This is a genomic window from Streptococcus rifensis (assembly GCF_053203525.1).
Map to the genome: position 1 here is coordinate 69380 of NZ_JBRUCW010000007.1, position 21381 is coordinate 90760.

The following is a 21381-nucleotide window of genomic DNA, read 5'->3' on the forward strand; positions in this document are numbered from 1 at the left end:
AATAACTAAAGAGGTTGGGATTGTCCCAACCTCTGCTTGTACTATCTTTAAGCACCTGAAACCAAGAACTTCCGGCATAACAGATAGCATTATTCCTAGCGGGTTAATCCTCAAAAATATTTCCCAACTGAACAGCAATAGTGCCATCCTTTATATTGATATTAGTTACTGTCAGCAGTGATTTATAACTCATTTCGTCGCGTACTCCTTGGGCATTGTCTGCAAAGACAGCGACTCCTGCTAAGGTACTATCAAATTCGGTCAAAAGGCTAACCATCCCATTGATTGTTCCGCCACCCTTTAAGAAGTCATCTACAATAAGCACACGGCTACCTGGCTTAAGACTGCGTTTAGACAGAAACATTTTCTCAATACGACCACTAGATCCTGAAGCATAGTTAACCGATACAGTCGATCCTTCAGTAATCTTAAGGTCACGGCGCACAATGACAAAGGGAACATTTAAGACATCAGCGACAGCATTTGCCAAAGGAACCCCTTTTGTAGCAACAGTCATAACGGCGTCAATCCGCTGTCCCTTAAAGGCTTTGGATATAATACGACCAATTTGTTTCAGAATTTTAGGTGTGGACAATAAATCCGATAAATAAATATAGCCTCCAGGCAAAATCCGATCGCTCTCAGACAAACGCTCACAGAGGTTTTCAGCAACTTTTCGGGCTTCCTGGTCTGAGATAGAGGGTGTGAAGATGACTCCCCCGCTAGCTCCAGTAATCGTCTCGATATCCCCTATTTTACTGGTTTCAAAGGCGCGTTTTATAATGGAAATGTCCTCAGAGATCGACGATTTAGCAGATTCATAACGTTCTGCAAAAGTGCTCAAACTCGTCAATTCATAAGGATGGTTAATCAAATAATTTGAAATCAGCACCATCCGTTCACTGCGTCTAATTTTCATCTATTTTCCTCGTTTTTGCTTCTTTTTTCTATTATACCACAAGAAACAAAAAAACGAACGTTTTTTTTATTTAAAAGTTCGTTTTTCGTTTTTTAGAGATTTGGCTTGTAGAATGAACGGTTGTCCATGGCAAAGAGACGGTTGGTCATCTCCCCTGGTGCTACTTTGTCCAAAGCCGTAATCATCATCATCATTTCGGCATCGATGTTATCAATCATGTGAAGAATTTCGGCTTCCATGATCTGTGGGCGCACTGGACTACCATATTCTAGGAGGCCATGATGACTTAGGATTAGGTGACGCAAGACCGTCACTTCTTCCTTGGTGTCGTCGATGCCTAACTCGATCAAGACCTTGGTGATTTCTTCATCGATAAGGGAAATGTGACCAATCAGGTTTCCACGGACTGTATAACTGGTATCGTCTGGTCCAGAAAGCTCAATGACTTTGGCTAGGTCATGGAGCATGATTCCTGCAAAGAGCAAACTTTTGTTGAGTTGGGGGTAAATGTCACCAATGGCATCTGCAAGGCGGACCATGGTTGCAGTGTGGTAGGACAAACCAGCATAAAAGGCGTGATGATTGGTCTTAGCAGCCGGATAGCTGTAAAACTCTTTTTCAAACTTGCTATAAAGCGCCCTGACAATTCGCTGCCAGGTTGCATTCTCAATCCGAAAAATCATCTGTTGCAGATAGTCTTTGGTATCAGAGATATCCACTGGTGGCTTTTCCTGAAAATCTGCAGGATTGCTTGGCTCATCTAGCTTTGGCAAGCGTAGGCTGATTTGGTTGACCTGTGGCGTGTTGTTATAGACCTCACGCATCCCGCGCATAAAGACAACCTTACCTGAAGTGAATTCAGCAACATTGTAGGGTTGAGCATCCCAAAGTTTTCCCTCGATGGTTCCTGTATCATCCTGAAATGTAAAAGCCAGATAGTCTTTACCCGCTCTGGTTTGACGGACCTCTGCCGACTTAATCAGGTAGAAACCTTCAAAGGGCTCGTCTTTTTTCATTTGATTGATTTTCATAGTGTCCTCATTTTTTCTAATCTGACAATGGTTCGATGCTTTTAAGCTCCTTCTGTGCTGTCAGCGTGCTCATCTATCTCGTTTAAGGCTTCCTGATCAAAGGATAGCAAGTCTGGTAGGTCCCCTTCTCCGCTGTATTCTTCAATGGTACGAAGGGCCCGCTCAATCGCCTGGGTTCTGGTGGTCAGAAGGCTATCGATGTTCTTAGACGCTCGGTCAAGCTGTACTTGGGTCTTTTGCAACAATCCACCAAATTTCCCGAACTCTGTCTTGACGTTACCTAAAATCTTACTGATATCATCCGCTGACTGCTGAATGTTTAAGGTTCTAATCCCAACTGAGAGGGAATTGAGTAGTGCAGACAGGGTCGATGGGCCAGCGATGACCACATTTTCTGTCCGTCTCAAGTCATCAAAGAAGGCCGGCTGTCGGACAATCTCCGCATAGAGCCCTTCCGTCGGCAAAAAGAGAATGCCAAACTGGGTGGTCTCAGGGGGATTGATGTACTTTTTATTGATGTCTTTAGCAAAGCCTTTAACACTGGCTAAAAGAGCTTTTCTAGCCGCCTCGACCTGCGCCTTGTCGCCAGCCTCATAGGCGTCTTCCAGACGGTAATAGGTCTCTAACGGAAACTTGGCATCAATAGGCAGATAGACCTGCTCGTCCTTGGCTTGGCCAGGGAGCTTGATAGCAAATTCCACACGGTCTGTAGACCCTGATAGGGTCGGGACTTCCCGCTTATACTGACTCGGGCTCATGATGTCCTCAATAATCTGGGCCAGTTGAATCTCGCCTAGAATCCCCCGTGTCTTGGTTCCAGACAGGACCTTGCTGAGACTCCCGACATCCCGAGCCACTGTTTGCATCTCTCCAAGCCCCTTATTCACAGATTCCAACTGCTTGGAAACCGTCTCAAAGGAACTTTGTAACCGTGTTTGAAGCGTGCGTTCCAGCTTTTCCTCAACTGTCTGCCGCATGGCTTCCAGCTTGCTCTCGTTAGAGACCTGCATCTGCTGGAGGCCCTGACTGAGCACCGTGCGGTTTTGGTCCAAGTTTTGGCTGATGTCTTGCCGCATCTCGGTTAGGTTTTGGTAAAGGTCCTTACGAACATCTGTTAAGCGATCAGAGGTCTGACTGGTCGCCTGGTGCAGGTCTCTTAGTTGGTCCTGGCCTGCGCGTTCTAATAAATAGCTCATCTGATCAGCCATGCGGTCCGACTGGCTATCCAGCATATCCTCCACATCATCAAGGAGCTGACTCTGGCGTTGCCAAAGAAGAAACACAGCCACCAATACCACGATGAGCAGGATAAGTATAACAATTTCCATGCTTAATCCTTACTGTAAATAACGACCAGATAACCATCAGGCACAGTGACTTGAATGGGCTGATCTCTAAATTCGTTACTGCCATAGACCTTACGGCTAAAGTAGGTCGACGGCTCCATCTCATATTTAGCACCCGCTATCGTCAGCTGACCTTGGCCTTCTACCATAAAGGCCACATAATCATAACCAGACAAGGGAGGCACTGTCTGCTCTCCTTGCGGGTAGTAGGTGATGACATTTTGGCTGTCAACCACTTGAATCTGTCGCAAATAAGCTGTCAGGTCAGGGTGCGATGGGAGAAAAACGCTGGACAGGCTATGATCCAGTCGCCCTCCAAGGGCGCCGTATATGGTGACGTGGGCTTCTGGGTCCTGGTCAAAGATGGCTTTTAGGCCCATTTCTAAATCGGTATCGTCTTTTTCAGCCGAAGCTGCCACAACCCGCTTGGCCTGGTCTTTGACCTGGGCCAGCTGGCTGTCGTCAATGGAATCAAAATCTCCGACAGCTAGCTCCAAAGTAGCCCCTTGCTCTAACAGTTTAACCGCTCCGCCATCGACGCCTGCATAGGCGTCAAACATGAGCGGAAACTCCGAAGAAGGTCCACCAGCTAAGAGTCCCCATCTAGCCATTGAGGGCCTCCTTGAGGGTCGCCACGCGCTCCGTCACATCGCCTTTAAAGACGTAGGAACCAGCCACAAAGACGTTAGCGCCTGCGTCACGGGTCAGGGCGATGGTCTTATCATCAATGCCCCCGTCCACTTCGATGTCAAAGGTCAAGCCCTTCTCCTCACGAAGGCGAGCGATTTCTGCAATCTTGTCCTGCATTTCAGGGATAAAAGCTTGGCCACCAAATCCTGGGTTAACGGTCATGACTAGAACTTGGTCCACTAGGTTAAGGACATGGGCGATGCTGGCAACTGGTGTCCCAGGGTTCAGAACAACCCCAGCTTTCATGCCAGCTGCCTTGATCTTTTGAAGGGCACCATGAATGTGAGGTGTTGCCTCAACGTGAATGGTCATGATATCTGCACCTGCTCGGGCAAAGCTCTCAATATGGGCTTCGGGATTTGAGACCATGAGATGGCAGTCAAAGACAAGCTTGCTATGTGGGCGCATGCTAGCGACCACATCGGCACCGAAACTGATATTGGGCACAAAGTGGCCATCCATGATGTCAATGTGAACGTACTCGCTGCCTGAGGCTTCGATGCGCGTGAGTTCCGATTCAAAGTTGGCATAGTCTGCCGCTAGAATAGATGGGGCGATTTTATAAGATGTCATAATAGCCTCTTTCTTTTTCATTCGTGATTTTGGACTTATTTTGGTCCTTTTTTAGCAACTTTTTTGTAGGTTTCGCGACGATTTTCAATTTCACTCAAAAAGAGCAGGTAATTGTCATAGCGGCTCTGAGCCAAGTCACTGGACGCTACCGCTGGCTTGACCGCACAGCCTGGTTCATGGGTATGGGTACAGGTCCTGAACTTACAGTTTTGGGACAGCTGTTTGATGTCAGGGAAACAGGCATTGAGGGTCTCGCTGTCAGACACTTCGTAATCCAGCGATGAAAAGCCAGGTGTGTCAGCAATTTTTCCCCCATAAAGGTTGTAAAAACTAACAGCACGTGTGGTATGGCGGCCACGGCCCAAGCTATCTGAAATAGCCCCTGTTTCTAGCCCAAGTTCTGGCGCGATTCTATTGAGCAAGGTGGACTTACCGACTCCTGTCTGGCCCATGAAAACGGTGATTTTTTGATCCAGCAACTTCGGGAGCTCTGCCATGTCCCAAATAAAGTCATAGCCAATCGCCTCATAAAGGCTCTTAATCTGGTCAAAGCCAGCTAGCTCATCTGAGGCTAAAAGGTCGCGCTTGCTCAAGTAAACAATGGGATGAATCTGCTTATGCTCAAGGAGAATCAAGAAACGGTCAAGGAGGTTGAGGCTAAAATCTGGCTCTTTGGCTGACATGACGACAACAGCCTGATCGATATTGACAATAGGGGGACGGACTAAACTGTTTTTACGGTCATGAATCTTGAGGATATAACCTTCTGAATTTTCTTCAGCTGAAAAGTCGACCCAATCACCGACGTAGGGCGTTTGGCCTTTCTTGCGAAAATTTCCTCTAGCTCGGGTCTGGTAGACCTGACCTTCTGATTCGACGTAATAAAAGCCCGCCAAAGCTTTAACAATAATCCCTTGCAACGAAAACTCCTTGAAATGTACTGTCTTTATTATACCAAAAAATGCGGGCTTCTGCTCAGATAGGCCTATCAACATCCCTCATTCATTCTAGTCGTTCTATAAAGCCAAAACTCTGATTCTCTTTTCCTCAAAATCAAAAATAGTTTCCCAGTCCATGGCTATAATTCTCTAATCCAGAATAATGCCTTTACACAAAAAGAAAAATCAGGCCAAACCTGATTCTTCTCGGAGATATGAAAAAGAAAAAATTTAGGAGATCCAGTCATTTCTTACTGGATTGTAATTAGTTTAACGCAGAATGCTTAAAGAAATCTCAATTTTTTCTTAAGGAAACCTAAAATTAAAAACCGAGGCGGTCAACATTTTGTCTATATTGTTTGCATTGTAGTTTAAATAGAGTCGCTAATTTCATTGAAATGTGATTACCAATCACTAGTTATCGCTTTATTTTTATTAGAATATTTTTTGAAAGGTTAGTCGTAGCTTTTTCTCATCATGTTTTTTAAAAGGAATCTTAGTAATGCCATCATATCACCTAAAAAGACCTTTACAAAAACTTTTACAATGAAATAGAAGCCAGTGAATTAAAGTATTATTGGTTTTCATTATATTATCCTGCCATCTTTAAGTAATTTATGGTAGAATAAAATGGTGAATATTTTTTAAGTTAAACGATAAGAATAGGTACTCAAACACATGAAACTTTCCATTCTAATTACTTTTTATAATGAAGAATTAATGATCGAAAAAATGCATGCTGCAGTGACTGAGCATCTCCAAAGCATGATTCCTAATGATATTAGCAAATATGAACTTGTCTACGTGAACGATGGCAGTACGGACCGTACGCTTGAGATCATGCAAGCTATCGCAGAGCAGGATAACCATGTTAAATACCTTAGTTTTAGCCGGAATTTTGGTCGTGAAGGTGGCATTTTAGCTGGCTTCAAATACGCTACGGGCGATGCTGTTATGGTCATGGACGGAGACTTACAACACCCGCCTGCCTTAATCTCGGAGTTCGTCAAAGCCTATAAAGAAGGTTACGATGTTGTCAGCGGTCAAAGAGACCGTACCGGAGAAAATAAAGCTAGCTCTCTTTTCGCACGAGCCTTCTATACACTATCTAACTATCTCATGGATGTTCAATTAACAGATGGCAAATCAGAATTGCGACTATTAAGCCGACGGGCTGTCAACACCTTTGTCTCCCTACCAGAGTACAATCGTTTCAACAAGGGACTCTACGAATGGATTGGCTACAAGGAAAAAGTCATCCCTTACCACAACCACGTCCGAGAAGCTGGCAAGAGTAAATTTGGCTTTAGGAAATCACTTAACTATGCGATCCAAGGGATTTTATCCTTTAATGACAAACCCCTCCGCTTCTGCATTAATCTTGGTTTTATCAGTATTGGACTCGCTATCTTGTATCTCATTTTTGAATTTTTTAAGTACATTGGAGATATCGGCGCCTACACTAGTGGCTATTTCACTACCATTGCAACCATTATTCTCTTTAGCGGAGTCCAATTGATTTCAATTGGTATTCTCGGAGAATACATCGGTAAAATTTACTACGAAGTTAAACACCGCCCTCACTTTATCATCAGCGACACCAATATCCCCGCTGCTCAAAAGGAACATTCAAATAGTTATGAAACATTTTAAATCATTAACCTGGACAAATCTGTCTAAGACCCCTTCTAAACGTCTCATTTATCTGGCTAGCTTTCTTCTGCCTATGCTGATTATGCTGCTCGTCTGGTTTTTTAATCAGATGTTCCCTTTTGGCAACTATTCTCCAATGGCGGTCGACTTTAGCCAGCAATATATTGGTTTTTATGGCTATCTAAAGCACACTATTCTTTCCGGAGACTGGTCTGCCTTCTTCTATTCTTTCTCTAAATCCATTGGTGGCGAAATGATTGGAGTGCTAGGTTACTATATTATCAGTCCCTTTAACCTCCTCTACATACTGCTACCTTTAAGCCAATTCAAATGGGCCGTTTTTTTCAGTATTTGGCTCCGTTATGGAGCTATCGGGCTTAGCTTTGCCTACCTCCTAATCAAGCGCTATCGCGGAATGGATTCTCGTCCATGGCTAGTTCCACTTTTGGCTACGGCCTATGCTTTGTCAGGCATGCTGGTGTCTTATCAAATGAATCCTATTTTTTACGACGCCATGTATATGCTCCCATTAGTCATCGTTGCCTTAGAGGAACTCATTGACGGTGGAAAGCCGTTCAAATATATTGTCTTACTAGCATTGACTCTTACCATGCAGTTTTATATGGGGTATATGATTTGTCTCTTTATCATCCTCTATACGCTCTACTATGCCTCACCGTACATCCAGTCTGGAACAACGCTAGAAGAAAAAGTTTCCGCTTATCTAAAACCTATTTTCAAAGTGGCCTTCTTTTCAGTCTTAGCAGCAACCGCAACTTCAGCCCTACTGTATCCTATCTTCATCAACTTGCTAAACAGTAAAGGGGCTTATGAGGCACCAATGACTTTTAGCTGGTTACTGCAAATCAATCCATTCGACATTCTATCAAAATTGATGATTGGCGGTTTTGACAATGAGTCTTGGTCAGCTGGACCTAGCCTTCCTAATCTCTTTGTTGGCGGTCTAGCTCTTATAGGAGCAGCCCTCTACTTCCCACATGCTAATGCTCATCCTTATAAGAAAAACGGGGCAAAAATGATCCTCTCCGTCTTCTTCCTCTCTATGGTTCACGAATTTACCAGTAAAATTTGGCATATGGGACAAAATCCTGCTGGCTTTTTCTACCGTTTCTCTTGGATTGTATCTTTCTTCTTGGTCCTCTTAGCCTATCAAGCTTTACGTGAACGGTTTACTCTGACTAACAAACAACTCCTGAAAGGTATCGGTTTTAGCTTATTTGCAACCTGGTTCGTTTCTACGCATTCTTATACTTATATTTATACACAACAACCTGAAAAAATAACACAACTAATCACCCAGTATCGCTTTCTTTTCATTGCTTTCATCGCCTCCTTCTTGCTCTTTATCGCCTTTCGAATCTGGACATCAGAGCATCTGAACGATAAGAAACGGGTTGCTCTTTTAGGCTTATGCACCCTACTTCTGCCTACAGCAATCTTTTTAATGGATCGTGGCTATTTATCTTTACAAATTCCACTAACCCTCCTTGTTTGGTTAACGGTACTCTTTGTCCTTTATTTCAAACCTACACGTATGGGTTGGTTTGTTCTTTCTATATTAACCGTTTTCGAATTAGGTTATAATGCCCTCCTGTCTCAAATGACAATTGGCTATCCCAATGCCTATACCTTCACTAACGCAACTACCGAACTCGAGGCACTCTCCAAGGTTATTGCAGAGCAAAACAACCCTGGTTTCTACCGTGTCGGCTCTGACTTCATCTATTCGAAGAACGACCCCTTGTTGGTTTCCTATCCTGGAACCAGTAATTTTAGCTCAAACTTAGAAAAATCCACGATCAACCTCTTCAATGCTTTCGGAGATGTTGGTGGTAATGCTGCAACTTACCTTGCTAACGGTACTGTCCTTTCTGACACTCTATTTGGTATCCGTTACTACATGTCTGTCAAGGAGCCAACAGCAGCTGATTTGGAAGAACATAAAAACGACTGGCACTTCTTTTATCCCAATTCAACCCGAACGGACATCACTGACTATTATAAACCGATTTACGAGAATGATCGTTTTATTATATATGAAAATCCAAATGTTCTCTCTCCTGCTTTTGCGACTAATAATGCTACCCGCAATATACAATTTGGTTTGAATAACCCGGTAGCCAATCAAAACATTATTCTGAACTCCATTGCTGGTACAGATAAACAGTATTTTGAATTCGTTGGAATCCCTGAACCAGAAACCGTCAACCTCGAGAAAGATACGTCTACAGGGGCAACCATTTATCGTAGAATCGATAATACACAACCAGGAACCATCAAAATTGCCTTTACTCCTCAGACAGATATGACTTACTATTTCCAAGCACCATTAAGTCTTAGAAGTTCAATGGGAAATATGAATATTACTCTGAACAATAATTGGTATCGATACACTCAAAGTTTCGATCAGGTACAATTATGGAATTTAACTCATAACGCCCTTGGTCAGCCTGTCGAACTAAAGATTGATCTAATTCATGAAGACCAAATAGACCTTACCAATATGGGAATCGTAAGAGCTGATCATAAGGCTATTCAAGAGGTGATGAAACAAACACTCGATCAAGATTTAGAGGTTACCTCTTGGTCTTCAACTAAAATAGAGGGATCGGTTACTGTTTCTGATGATAATACCGTCATGATGACCAGTATTCCATACAGTGACGGTTGGACGGTCACTGTTGATGGGCAAAAAGTCGAAACCATTGAAGCATGGGAAAGCCTACTTTCCTTCCCAATAACTGAAGGGAAACATGACATTGTTATGTCCTTCCGTCCTCAAGGGCTTTTAACAGGGACTGTCATTTCTATCCTAGCCATCTTGTTTGTTATCAGACTCTATCTCTATGATAAAAAGCACCCAGACAGCCATTTAGCCAGAGTTTTAGGGCACAGCTAGCTCACCTGACTTTACAAATCCCTTCTTTGCCAATGAGGCATACACATGCTAAACTTGAAAACACTCCTACTTCAATGTGATGAAGAGGAGTGTTTTCTATCTTATAAGTTTGTCTAATCTAATAAACTGTACAAAGGCAGGCTACTTATCGCAGAATTTTTTGATTTTCAGACCAATTACAATCCCAGTCGCTCAAAAATCTCATCTACTCGTTTTGCATAGTAGCTTGGGTCGAAAAGGTCGTCGATTTCTGCTTGGCTTAACTTGGCTGTGACTTTCTCGTCAGCTTCTAAGAGCGGTTTGAAATCCACTTGGTTGTCCCAAGAGTGAGCCGTTTTTGGCTGTACCAAGTCATAGGCTTCCTCGCGGGTCATGCCTTTTTCAATAAGTTTAAGCATGACGCGTTGGCTATAGATGAGGCCAAAGGTCGAGTTCATGTTGCGAATCATGTTTTCTGGGAAAACCGTCAAGTTCTTGACAATATTGCCAAAGCGGTTGAGCATGTAGTTGATAAGGATGGTCGTGTCCGGCGTGATGATACGCTCAGCCGATGAGTGGGAGATATCCCGCTCGTGCCAAAGCGCCACATTCTCATAAGCCGTCACCATGTGCCCACGGATCACACGGGCCAGTCCCGTCATGTTTTCCGAGCCGATAGGGTTGCGTTTGTGTGGCATGGCAGAGCTGCCTTTTTGGCCCTTGGCAAAGTATTCTTCGACCTCGCGTTGCTCTGATTTTTGCAGGCCACGGATTTCCGTTGCCATGCGCTCAATCGATGTCGCGATGCTGGCTAATACCGCAAAGTATTCCGCATGGAGGTCGCGTGGGAGGACCTGAGTCGAGATTTCTTGCGGACGGATGCCGAGTTTTCCACAGACGTATTCCTCAACGAACGGAGGGATATTGGCAAAGTTCCCAACGGCTCCAGAAATTTTTCCAGCTTCAACCCCAGCAGCTGCACGCTCGAAGCGCTCTTGATTGCGCTTCATCTCGCTATACCAAGTTGCCAGCTTGAGACCAAAAGTCGTAGGCTCCGCATGCACCCCGTGGGTACGGCCCATCATGATAGTGTACTTGTGCTCACGCGCCTTGTCAGCCACAATCTGCGTAAAATTAGCCAAATCCTTACGGATAATGTCATTGGCCTGCTTGTAGAGGTAACCATAAGCCGTGTCGACCACATCGGTCGATGTCAGGCCATAGTGGACCCACTTACGCTCTTCGCCCAGAGTCTCAGACACCGCACGGGTAAAGGCCACCACATCGTGACGGGTCTCCTCTTCAATCTCTAAAATACGGTCGATGTCAAAGCTGGCATTAGCACGAATCTTCGCCACATCTTCCTTGGGAATCTCACCCAACTCAGCCCATGCCTCGTCAGCCAGGATTTCCACCTCCAACCAAGCACGGTACTTGTTCTCTTCACTCCAAATATTCGCCATTTCAGGGCGTGAATAACGTGTTAGCATTTTAGTTTTCTCCTCTATTCATCTTGTGTTTTTTTATTTGTTTTTTCCAAAGAAAGATTTAATTCTATATTTTCTTTATGAATAAATTTTTGCAAAATCAACACATCATCTTTTGTAGAAACTAAAAATATTCCTATACCATCTCCTTCTAAAAAATAATTTTCATCCTCAGAGAAAGTATCCTTGTAAAAATTTTCTTTATCCGTATTTTCTAGGCAAGATTTCTCTATTCCGATTAGATAGTATTTATCCAAAAATCTTAAATAATCAAAAATAACTATCTCTCTATTGTCTATTTTTTTATTTCCTACTATTTCTGTAATTTGGCGTTGCCAATTTTTATAATAATCAATAATTAATTTACGAATGTCAAATTCTATAGGGATATCACCAACCAAAGGATCTATATAATCCACTTCAATATTATTGTATATCTTTTGTGAAATGCAAGCAATTCCTGATTCTTGCCTAATATTAATTGAAACAGATTGATGTACCGCTGATAATTTTTTATTATCTGAACCTGTGGTTGTCCAACCTTTAGATTCTAGTGTAAATAATTTACTATCAAAATTAATCCCTACCAAATCAGGCCTTTTCCCACTCAGTTTAACCCCATTTTTTAATGCCCAGCCTTCATAATTATATGTAAACCAGCCACGAGATAATCTCTTAAATAAAATATTCGTATTTGCCTTACCAATAATATTCGAAAATTGCCCAATATATGTTGGATCATAAGAATATCCTGATAATTTTTTAAAACCTGTAGCAGTTGTAAAATTGTCAACCTTAAAAAATTCTTCATAATAATCAAGAAAACCTTGAGCTTTTTTTACTAAGTTTGTCGGCTTAAACATACCAACTCCTACTTTTACTATATTCAACGCATACTCCATCTCTGAAACATTTATTGTACTAGTCTGTTTTGACATCGAAGACAATAATTGAGAATATGAAGAGAAGGTGTTTTTTATTAATCTATGTGACCCTCTTGTAATTTGATAATTATTATAAATTATTTTCAACGCTATCCTCCACACTATTAAACATATTTCCTGTTGTGATTTCACAATTGTCTCATATCATTTCTATAACCTATCAACCTTAACTTTTCAGACTTCCTTAGATAATAAGTTCGAGTTAGATAAACTGGCACCTTTTTGTAACTAACTTGAAATTAAAGTTTTTAGAACTTTTGTTTTCTCATATATCATATTCCCCAAACTCCTCTTTCCCTATCGCTACTGACGGGTAATGTGCTAATTTTGACAAGTCTGTGTCTAGTGGCAAGTCATAGATAGCAAGGTAATCGTTTGGGTACTGATTTTGTAGCTCTGCCATTTTTTCAGAAATGTTTTGAGAATTTTCTGAAGCAAAAACGACTTCGAATACACCCGTTTCACCATTTTCAATAAAGGCGTGGACAATAATTTGTATCATGTTTACCTCCTTTAAGCAAGCAGTAGAATTTTCTCATTTTGAAAATCAAGATACCAAGAATGGTCTTTTAGCACCTGGTAACCTATAATTCCATAGGCTTTAACTTTTTGTCGCAACTGTGTTAAGTCGCTAACAACAGCGTTGATATGAGTATACTCTCTCTCGGACCAAATGAGGTGAGGTATATTTATCTCGTCCTCTGTCTGTTGAGATAGGATTACTGGGTCAATCACGCAAGTATTGGCCCCTGTGTCTAGGACAAAGGGATGGAGATTACCGTCTATTTGGATAGGGATGATAGGGAGGTGGGCAACTGTCATTGGTAGTTCAGCTCGGATAGTACCGTTATCCACTTGGTAGTCAAAGTCAATCACTTGATTTTGATAGTCTATCATGATATTTGTCTGACCAAGAACGTCAATCCCTAAAGTTCCGAGGAATACAAGGTCTGCTTTTGTTTTTCTAAGAGGTTTCTCCACGTAATCGAAATCCACACTCAGCGTCTTAATCTGCTCTAAGGTCCTATCACCGAAAGAAATAGTTTTGGTGCCCTTGATAACTGCTGAGGTTTTTAAATTCTCATCAAATTTTTTGATTTCTTTTTCTTCACCTTGTTGACCTAAGAAATAATGTTTATTGATACAAGTCGCCATGGCTCCTGTATCAAAGGCCATATGGCCTTTTTTGTCGTCAATGGTTACTTCAATCAAGACTATTCCATCCACAAGTTCAAAAGGAATTTTCATGTTTCACCTCCGTCTGGTTTCAAGACCACTATCGTTTTCTCAACTGGTCAAGCCAAATTCTTCAGCATCTTCCCCCAATACCGTCACGTGTCCCATTTTGCGGTTGTGCTTCGCTTCTAGTTTACCATAAAGGTGGAGGTGGGCGCTAGGGTTTTGGGCGACATAGGCTTGGGCTTGTTCCATGTGTTGGCCGAGGACATTGAGCATGACGGCTGGGGCATGGAGTTTGATGGCTGGCAATGGTTGCCCTAACACGCCCAAGATATGGGTATCAAACTGCGAAAAGTCACAGGCTTCAATCGAATAATGTCCTGAGTTGTGAGGGCGTGGGGCAATTTCATTGACCAGAATCTCATCGCCTGCCACAAACATTTCCACACAGAGAGTGCCAGACAGATTGAGCTGCTCTGCTATTTTCACCGCCATAGCCTGCGCTTTCGCGCTCAAAGCCTCTGAAATCCGGGCTGGGACGATAGTCTTGGAGAGGATATTATTGCGATGGATATTTTCCTGAACTGGAAAGACGGTGACGTCTCTGCCATTGCCAGACACGATGACCGAGATTTCCAAGTCAAAATTGACGAACTCCTCCAAGACGCACTCGGCAGAGTTGGCCAGTTTGTTAGCCGCTTCAAGGTCTGCTTCTGAGCGAATGACGACTTGACCGTGCCCATCATAGCCACCGGTCGCTGTCTTGAGGACATAGTTTTTCGAGAAATCAAGATTTTCCAAATCAAGGCTAGAGGTCACAACCTTGTAAGGTGCCACAGTCACGCCAGCCTTATTGGCCAGGAAATCTTTTTCAAAAATGCGGTTTTGGGAAATACGAAGCAGGTCAGTCCCCTGCGGTAGTTGGTCCTCAGCGACAACCGCATCCAGACCATCTGCGTCCACATTTTCAAACTCATAGGTGAGAACATCGCAGCGTTCCGCTAGCTGGCGAAGGGCCGCCACATCATCATAAGGTGCTACAATCATCTCTGCCACACGGGAAGCTGGACAGTCTGCGGCAGGGTCTAGAGCAATGACCTTGTGGCCCATGTAGATGGCTGAAATGGCCATCATTTGGCCGAGTTGGCCACCACCGATGATGCCAATGGTTTTGCTGGGGTTAGTTGAGGTCATCAGTCATGGCCTCCGCAATCTTTCTTTGCTGGCTGGCAAAATCTGCCAACTGCTGGGCAATCTGCGCATCTTCAATCGAGAGGATTCGAAGGGCTGTCAGGGCTGCATTGGTCGCACCCGCTTCGCCAATCGCCATGGTCGCAACAGGCACACCACCTGGCATCTGCACGATGGAGTAAAGGGAGTCAAGACCAGAAAGAGCGCGAGATTTCACTGGAACACCGATAACAGGCAGCGTCGTTTTAGCGGCCACCATCCCTGGCAGGTGGGCCGCTCCGCCTGCACCTGCGATAATGACCTTGATCCCACGACCACGAGCCTCTTGGGCATGCTGAAACATGAGGTCTGGGGTACGGTGGGCAGAGACAACTTTCTTTTCATAGGGAACGCCGAAGTCATCGAGGACTTGAGCTGCTTTTTGCATAGTGGACCAGTCGGAGCTGGAGCCCATGATAATAGAAATGATTGGGGTCATTCTTTTCTCCTTAAAGGTTTTGAGGCATTTCTTAAATGGCGAGATCGTCAGCAGCCACCAGAGGTAGCTCATGACTAATTTGAAAACCCAAGGTCTCCAAATCCCCGAGTGAGCTTGTCACTCTTTGCGACTTTCGGTCGCTGGCTGTGCTGTAATGTATTGAAATAGGCAACTCCGTCGCCTGTTATTAATCTTGCTAGTCTATTGTCTTTTTGGTTAGGGAGATAGCCAAAAAAACGCCTTAGGAAGATGCGCCATCGCATTCCCAAAGAAACACTGACCATGTGCTAAGGTGATATTCTTTGGTTGCCAAGCAATCATCTGTTCATAACATTGACGGGCCATTTTCTTATGGAAGAAGCTTAGGCGTAAGTCTCTGGGAGTACGCCCATTGGGATAGGTATTGTCACCCAGTTTAAATAGCAATCGTTGAGCAAAGGAAGGGTTGTGAAGTTCAATGTTTTCAATCAAATCCGTCAGTATTAGGGTCTGGCTTAATTTGTGATAAAACACTATTTCCTCAATATAGACACTCCCCCTAAAGGGAAGAAAATCAATCTCTCTTTGCCAAGCTGGTGAATTGTCCTGACTTAATACGAACGTATTTTCCCCTGCCCAGCTTTTTAGTAATTTCTTCTCTAATCCTGGAGCAACCCAAACTTGAGCTTCTGGATAAGCATGGCTCCACTCCTCAATAAATGAATAATGCAGTTTGTTTGGAGCAATAATGTAGGCAACCTTTCCTAACTGGTCAACAGCCTGTTTTACAGAAGATGTGAGGCGGATGGGTGAATGAATAAACAGCCCTTCACTTTCTAGACGAATGATTGTCATACGGGTGCTAAAGGGTACAGAAAAGACTTTGAAATCCATATCGACGGCATCTCCGTCAACTATCCAGATATTCTCTCCAACGGCCTTTACTTCAAAGAGCGGTTTATAGAGACGAATGAGGTCTATCATCAGCATTAGCTCCTATTTTCTAATCTGAATTACCTGCTTGCTTTGCTTCCGATATCTTTCCGATAGAAGAGGCCTTGGGTATCTTGCTTGGCGAGTTGGTCATAAATTTTTTCCTGCGCAGCTTGGACAGTATCTGCTGTGGTGACCAGCATATAGACACGTCCGCCATTTGAGAGCAGTACTTGGCCGTTTTCATCAAACTTAGCCCCTGCATAGTAGGTGATGATGTCTCCCTCAGTCTTTTCTGGCAGAGGCACACCTTTTTCGTAATCGAGGGGATAGCCGTTTGAAGCCACAACTACTCCGAGGGTTACGCCATCCTCACGCCAGACAAGGCTTGGTGTTTTCTTATCCAAGATATCACTGATGTTTTGGGCAAAATCCGATGTCAGACGAGGGAGGATAATTTGGGTTTCAGGGTCGCCAAAGCGGGCATTGAACTCAATGACTTTGGGCCCATCAGCGGTCAGGATCAAGCCACAGTAAAGAATGCCCAAATAAGGACGTCCTTCTTTAATCATGCCCTCAAGCACAGGCTTGACAATGCTGTCAACCGACTGGTCGATCACACTTTGCGGTAGATGAGGTACCGGCGCATAGGCCCCCATACCGCCTGTGTTTGGTCCTTTGTCACCATCATAAGCGCGCTTGTGGTCCTGCGCCGTCGGCATGATGTAGTATTGGTCGCCATTAGCAAAGGCAAAGAGGGAGAACTCCTCTCCGTCTAAGAACTCCTCGATGACCACACGCGCACCTGAGTTGCCGAACTTATTATCCAAGAGCATCTCGCGCGCCGCTTCCACCGCCTGATCCATGGTTTCTGCCACGACCACGCCTTTGCCCAATGCCAAGCCATCTGCCTTAACCACAATTGGAGCCCCCTGTTCCTCGATGTAGGCCTTTGCTTGGTCGAAGTCGGAAAATGTGCCATAGGCTGCTGTCGGAACGCCGTATTTGACCATGATTTCCTTGGCAAAATCCTTAGACCACTCTAGCTCTGCGGCCAATTTGCTAGGACCAAAAGCCTTAAGGCCAGCTGCATTAAAATCATCAACGATACCAGCCGCTAGGGCATCATCGGGACCGATGAAAGACCAGGCAATATCATTTTCCTTGACAAAATCAATCAGGGCAGAATGTTCGGAAATCCCAATGTTTACTAGCTTCAAACCGTCCAAGGTCATGCCGTCGTTTCCTGGCGCAACAAAAACCTGCTCTACCTGCGAAGACTCCAACAACTTCTTAGCAATCGCATGCTCGCGACCACCCGAACCAATAACTAAGAGTTTCATGAATAATACCTCATCACTCAATCACACAAAGAACCTACAATTGTTCTTTTTACGAATTATATAGAAACATTATAACACATTTGTTCGAGAAAACGGGGGGGTTGAATGCAGTGAAAGCGCATTCAATTTAAGGAAATATATCTAGAAATAATAAAGGGAAAAGAAAAGTTCAAATCACTGCTGCAAAATGAACTTATATATGTTTTTTTGTAATGAATTAAATTTTTGAAAACCGTACAGTCAATTTAACTTACAGTCTTGTTGTTTCTTCTTAGCTAAATTGGCTATATCCTAAATCTTGAGCGATATCTTTCCAAGATTCGTAGTGCTTCCCTCGTATTTCTTTTGGGAGAGTTGAATCTTGTTCTCCTGGATGGATTGGTTTTTTCTTCCTAACTTCCCTACCTTCCCAATAGTATCTATGAGTATAACCTTCATTCTTATTTTCATTCCTTAATCCAATTAGAAGTTCATCAATGTAGACATTCAGTGCTTCCTCTTTATGTGATATTCCAAATCCTATCTTTTTAAATTCATTTGCCCAAATTTTTATCTGATGTTCTTTTTTCCAAAACTCTGTATTACCTAAATTATATTTTTTTAGGAATCCATCACGCATATTGGGATGCCCCCAATCAATATTTTGAATCGGTATATCGAGGCTTTTAAGCAAATTTGCAATATCAACAACCATAAACCAATTATTAGGTATCTCAATATAGACGCGATGCTTAAATCTTTCGAAATAATAATTACTTTTGCGTATATATGCTGTTACATCACAAAATCCCTTTAGAAAAGATAGTTTCTCTTTTTCCTCTGCAATAAATAGTTCCTGAGGAACTCTCATATTAGTTCTCGAAGTTGATTTTCTTAACAGTCGTGTTATCTCCCTAATTGAATAGTCACTATTTGATTTTGAAAAACTTAGAGTTGTTGCCGTTTTGGTCTGTGATACAAGTACCTCTGTACTCAATAAGGGACTGATAATTTTAGTAATATCATCCAAACTCGCTTTTACATATAGCTTTATATCGTGAAAAAAATCACTTTGAAGTTTTTTATGAGGAATAGAAATTGAAATCTCGGTTTCAGCGTCCCCTTTCTTCAAAACTCCATTTCCACAGATCATTCCTAGCAAGTATGCCATTTCAATGTTCATAAGTGCCACCCTAAATATTAGTTATAGCCAAGTCTATACCCATTATCAAATAGGTATTCAATTAATTTTTTGTCATCAAGACGGTATGCAAATTCATTTGAATGATATTTTCTATTTACATATTTTCTATTAAACCAGTAGTTTGGCATTGACTGAATATTGTTGAGATATATTCTATATTCCACTCCCCATTTATCAACATTTGGACTTAAAATACAGACACCTTCTGAACTATTATTCACAGAATGGCCATAATTGTTGATATAATTAGCGATAAATTTATCTATATTGATTCGCCTTCCCTCCACTTCTATAAAAATTGTTTGAGGGGTGTTGCGCAAAAAATCTAAAAAATCTTGATAATGATTCATTTTCACTACTCCTTTATAAAAATTAATATATACTCATGAACTTTATTAACTCTAAATTTATATGGATAACCTAAAGGTCTCATATTATTGTAGTCTGACTGCCTATCCCAAATTAATAAATCATCAAAGATATACCCGCGTTTTTGCAATTCATATGCCAAATCCATATGTAATGGATAGAAAGTGCTCTTTTTTCTAATATCCATTACATTAATCAGACAGTATGATCCTTTCTTCAAAACTCTATTTACTTCTTCAAATAGTTCCCCTAATTTAGTAATAAAAACATCATAGCTAACTTCATTACCAAGATCCACGCTCTTACTTGAGTAATTAACTATTTCTTTTTTATCAGCACTTCTGGTCATATTTAGAATATCCCAGTACGGCGGTGAAGTAAGACATACATCTATGCTATTAGACTCTATAGTTTTAATTTTTTCAAACGAGTCTCCGTTTATAATTTTAATATTTTTACTTTCATTGATTCTTTCCAAGGAAATCCTGTAAAATTCTTCGGATAACTCAATTCCAATACCTTTCCTATTAGTATTGTTTGCACCTAACATAGTAGTACCAATACCATTAAACGGATCTAACACAATATGTCCTTCTCTCGAAAATGTTTTCAATAATTTCTCAACTAGGGAAATTGGAAAAGATGCAGGGTGTTTGAACTCTTTTTCTTCTTTTGATTTCCTTAAATCTCTCCAGATACTGAAAGAATTTTGCAACCACTCTTTACCTGATAAATCATTACATCTTTTGTCATCATTTATTGGCATTCCACTTCTCCGATTGTATCTTTTTCATCTCGCCATTTATATAGCTAGCCTCTGCATTTGATATGTTATATATTTTATAAACCAATGAATTCAAATCTTCTAAAAAGTCAAACCAAACATCACTCATATATTCAACTTTTTCTAACTGTTTTACAATATTAACCACTTGATTAAATGTTTTTTTCTCTCTAACTAAAGGAATTTTTTTTAAATACTTAGCATCGGTGTGCATTGTTAACTTTGAATTATTAAAGCAAAATTTTACTAGATAATAATTACATAACCTCGTATGCAGGATGCCTAAAATATACCTACACATTTTTTCGTCACCATCTGTTATAACTGTTACCGTTTCAGACGCTTGTAAATCTCCTGCAAATGCAGCGATAATTCCTGCTTCCGCACTATAAATATTTTGAATAAAAAGCTGATTTCCCTTTTGGGGAGATCTCCTACTTTTAAATCCAAACTTTCTTATTTCTTTTCCCGAAATAGCATCTTCTTCTTTACTCCTGCCTCTTCCAACATATCCAGAATAAATGTCACCAAAGCTTTGGTATGATTTATTTAATTTTTTATAAAGTTCAAATGATTCATTTGAATCAAAAAATAATATTTCATTAGAATAAACATTTTGCTCTATTTCTGATAGCAATACTATTTCATTGTCATCTTCTAAACGACAAAACTTTATTCTATTATTAGTTTTTGGGGAACTCTTTATCACACTAAAAACAATTTGTTCACCTCGAACCCCCTTAAAGCATTTGCCTAAATCGATAATAGAGTGTATTGTATTTTCTCTTAGAAGCTTTTTTCTAAGCAGAGAATAGGATGCTACATGTAAAAAGTTTTTAGGAATTATAAAAGATATTAAACCTTTTGTCTTTACAATTTCTAACGCCTTATATAAAGAGGCAATAAATAAATTATTCCCCGAATCTTTCACATTCCTTAAGAAGAAATAGTCTTCACTATTAATAGGGCTTTCTTGATTTATAGGAACATAGGGTGGATTCCCAATAATATAATCAAATTTTTCTTTTACTTTAAATTTCTTTAAAATCTCGTCTGTGTGATTACCAATTGTATCTATGGTTTTGATCTGACTTGCTTTTAATCCTGTTAGCTTTCTACTTAAAGATACCATATTTTTATCTATATCCGCTGCGTAGATTTCTTCAAATCCATATCTTTTCGCAGCATACACAAAGCTACCACTACCGCAATTTGGTTCATAAAACTTTTTGGTCTTATCTAAATTTAAAAATTCTATTAATTTGTATGATAGATTAACGTCTGTATAGAAAACCCCTTGTCGTTTCTTGTATCCATTATCCAAATTTTTTTCAAAACTATCACTTTTCTTTGAGAATTCTACAAAGTTTATGTCAATCACAACTTCCCTCTTTATAATCCCTATTTATCTTAATTATATCAAAAATGATAAAGCATTACTCATAATTACACTCTGTACTAG

The 21381-nt window shown here is 41.5% G+C and carries 20 protein-coding genes; 2 read left to right on the forward strand and 18 right to left on the reverse strand.

The window, feature by feature from the left end:
• Positions 1 to 103: 103 nt before the first annotated feature.
• The 6 genes from purR to rsgA all read right to left on the reverse strand — a co-directional run bounded on the left by purR (position 104) and on the right by rsgA (position 5479).
• Positions 104 to 919, reverse strand: coding sequence for a pur operon repressor (gene purR, locus ACVRYP_RS05645; protein ID WP_447467770.1), 816 nt, complete (start codon positions 917 to 919; stop codon positions 104 to 106).
• 92 nt (positions 920 to 1011) lie between these two features.
• Positions 1012 to 1950 (reverse strand): 3'-5' exoribonuclease YhaM family protein, encoded by a 939-nt coding sequence (locus ACVRYP_RS05650; protein ID WP_447467771.1) that lies wholly within the window; start codon positions 1948 to 1950, stop codon positions 1012 to 1014.
• 41 nt (positions 1951 to 1991) lie between these two features.
• Complete coding sequence (locus ACVRYP_RS05655) at positions 1992 to 3278, reverse strand: DNA recombination protein RmuC (RefSeq protein WP_447467772.1); 1287 nt, start codon at positions 3276 to 3278, stop codon at positions 1992 to 1994.
• A gap of 2 nt (positions 3279 to 3280) precedes the next feature.
• Entirely contained in the window at positions 3281 to 3907 is a 627-nt protein-coding gene (locus ACVRYP_RS05660; protein ID WP_447467773.1) for a thiamine diphosphokinase, read from the reverse strand.
• The gene (gene rpe, locus ACVRYP_RS05665) at positions 3900 to 4559 is read right to left on the reverse strand and encodes a ribulose-phosphate 3-epimerase (protein WP_447467774.1); all 660 of its coding nucleotides are present in this window, start codon (positions 4557 to 4559) and stop codon (positions 3900 to 3902) included. The genes ACVRYP_RS05660 and rpe overlap by 8 nt, the downstream gene beginning before the upstream one ends.
• Positions 4560 to 4594: 35 nt before the next feature.
• The gene (rsgA, locus tag ACVRYP_RS05670) at positions 4595 to 5479 is read right to left on the reverse strand and encodes a ribosome small subunit-dependent GTPase A (RefSeq protein WP_447467775.1); all 885 of its coding nucleotides are present in this window, start codon (positions 5477 to 5479) and stop codon (positions 4595 to 4597) included.
• 696 nt (positions 5480 to 6175) lie between these two features.
• On the opposite strand from rsgA, the gene pgfS reads away from it, so the two are divergent.
• On the forward strand, positions 6176 to 7150 hold the full coding sequence (pgfS, locus tag ACVRYP_RS05675; protein WP_447467776.1) for a glycosyltransferase PgfS: 975 nt from the start codon (positions 6176 to 6178) through the stop codon (positions 7148 to 7150).
• Positions 7137 to 10070, forward strand: coding sequence for a glycosyltransferase PgfM1 (gene pgfM1, locus ACVRYP_RS05680; RefSeq protein WP_447467777.1), 2934 nt, complete (start codon positions 7137 to 7139; stop codon positions 10068 to 10070). Before pgfS ends, pgfM1 begins: the two co-directional genes overlap by 14 nt.
• Positions 10071 to 10246: 176 nt before the next feature.
• Here pgfM1 and purB read toward each other — a convergent pair whose 3' ends face one another.
• From purB to ACVRYP_RS05740, 12 genes are all read right to left on the reverse strand, one after another.
• A complete protein-coding gene (purB, locus tag ACVRYP_RS05685; protein ID WP_447467778.1) occupies positions 10247 to 11539 on the reverse strand; it encodes an adenylosuccinate lyase in 1293 nt (430 codons plus the stop codon).
• A 14-nt stretch (positions 11540 to 11553) separates the two neighbouring features.
• Entirely contained in the window at positions 11554 to 12399 is an 846-nt protein-coding gene (locus ACVRYP_RS05690; protein ID WP_447467779.1) for a hypothetical protein, read from the reverse strand.
• A 346-nt stretch (positions 12400 to 12745) separates the two neighbouring features.
• Entirely contained in the window at positions 12746 to 12982 is a 237-nt protein-coding gene (locus tag ACVRYP_RS05695) for a phosphoribosylaminoimidazole carboxylase (RefSeq protein WP_447467780.1), read from the reverse strand.
• An 11-nt stretch (positions 12983 to 12993) separates the two neighbouring features.
• Positions 12994 to 13728 (reverse strand): hypothetical protein, encoded by a 735-nt coding sequence (locus tag ACVRYP_RS05700; protein WP_447467781.1) that lies wholly within the window; start codon positions 13726 to 13728, stop codon positions 12994 to 12996.
• 39 nt (positions 13729 to 13767) lie between these two features.
• Positions 13768 to 14853: a 5-(carboxyamino)imidazole ribonucleotide synthase gene (gene purK / locus ACVRYP_RS05705; protein ID WP_447467782.1), complete on the reverse strand. Its 1086-nt coding sequence runs from the start codon at positions 14851 to 14853 to the stop codon at positions 13768 to 13770.
• Positions 14840 to 15328, reverse strand: coding sequence for a 5-(carboxyamino)imidazole ribonucleotide mutase (gene purE, locus ACVRYP_RS05710; RefSeq protein WP_447467783.1), 489 nt, complete (start codon positions 15326 to 15328; stop codon positions 14840 to 14842). The genes purK and purE overlap by 14 nt, the downstream gene beginning before the upstream one ends.
• 216 nt (positions 15329 to 15544) lie before the next feature.
• On the reverse strand, positions 15545 to 16291 hold the full coding sequence (locus ACVRYP_RS05715; protein WP_447467784.1) for a DUF4336 domain-containing protein: 747 nt from the start codon (positions 16289 to 16291) through the stop codon (positions 15545 to 15547).
• 29 nt (positions 16292 to 16320) lie between these two features.
• Positions 16321 to 17583: a phosphoribosylamine--glycine ligase gene (purD, locus tag ACVRYP_RS05720; RefSeq protein ID WP_447467785.1), complete on the reverse strand. Its 1263-nt coding sequence runs from the start codon at positions 17581 to 17583 to the stop codon at positions 16321 to 16323.
• Positions 17584 to 17854: 271 nt separating this feature from the next.
• Positions 17855 to 18745, reverse strand: a complete 891-nt coding sequence (locus ACVRYP_RS05725) for a hypothetical protein (RefSeq protein WP_447467786.1) — start codon at positions 18743 to 18745, stop codon at positions 17855 to 17857.
• Positions 18746 to 18762: 17 nt separating this feature from the next.
• Positions 18763 to 19116 (reverse strand): hypothetical protein, encoded by a 354-nt coding sequence (locus tag ACVRYP_RS05730; RefSeq protein WP_447467787.1) that lies wholly within the window; start codon positions 19114 to 19116, stop codon positions 18763 to 18765.
• Between the two features lie 5 nt (positions 19117 to 19121).
• The gene (locus ACVRYP_RS05735) at positions 19122 to 19901 is read right to left on the reverse strand and encodes a DNA methyltransferase (protein WP_447467788.1); all 780 of its coding nucleotides are present in this window, start codon (positions 19899 to 19901) and stop codon (positions 19122 to 19124) included.
• Positions 19888 to 21300, reverse strand: a complete 1413-nt coding sequence (locus ACVRYP_RS05740) for an HsdM family class I SAM-dependent methyltransferase (protein WP_447467789.1) — start codon at positions 21298 to 21300, stop codon at positions 19888 to 19890. The genes ACVRYP_RS05735 and ACVRYP_RS05740 overlap by 14 nt, the downstream gene beginning before the upstream one ends.
• Positions 21301 to 21381 lie beyond the last annotated feature (81 nt).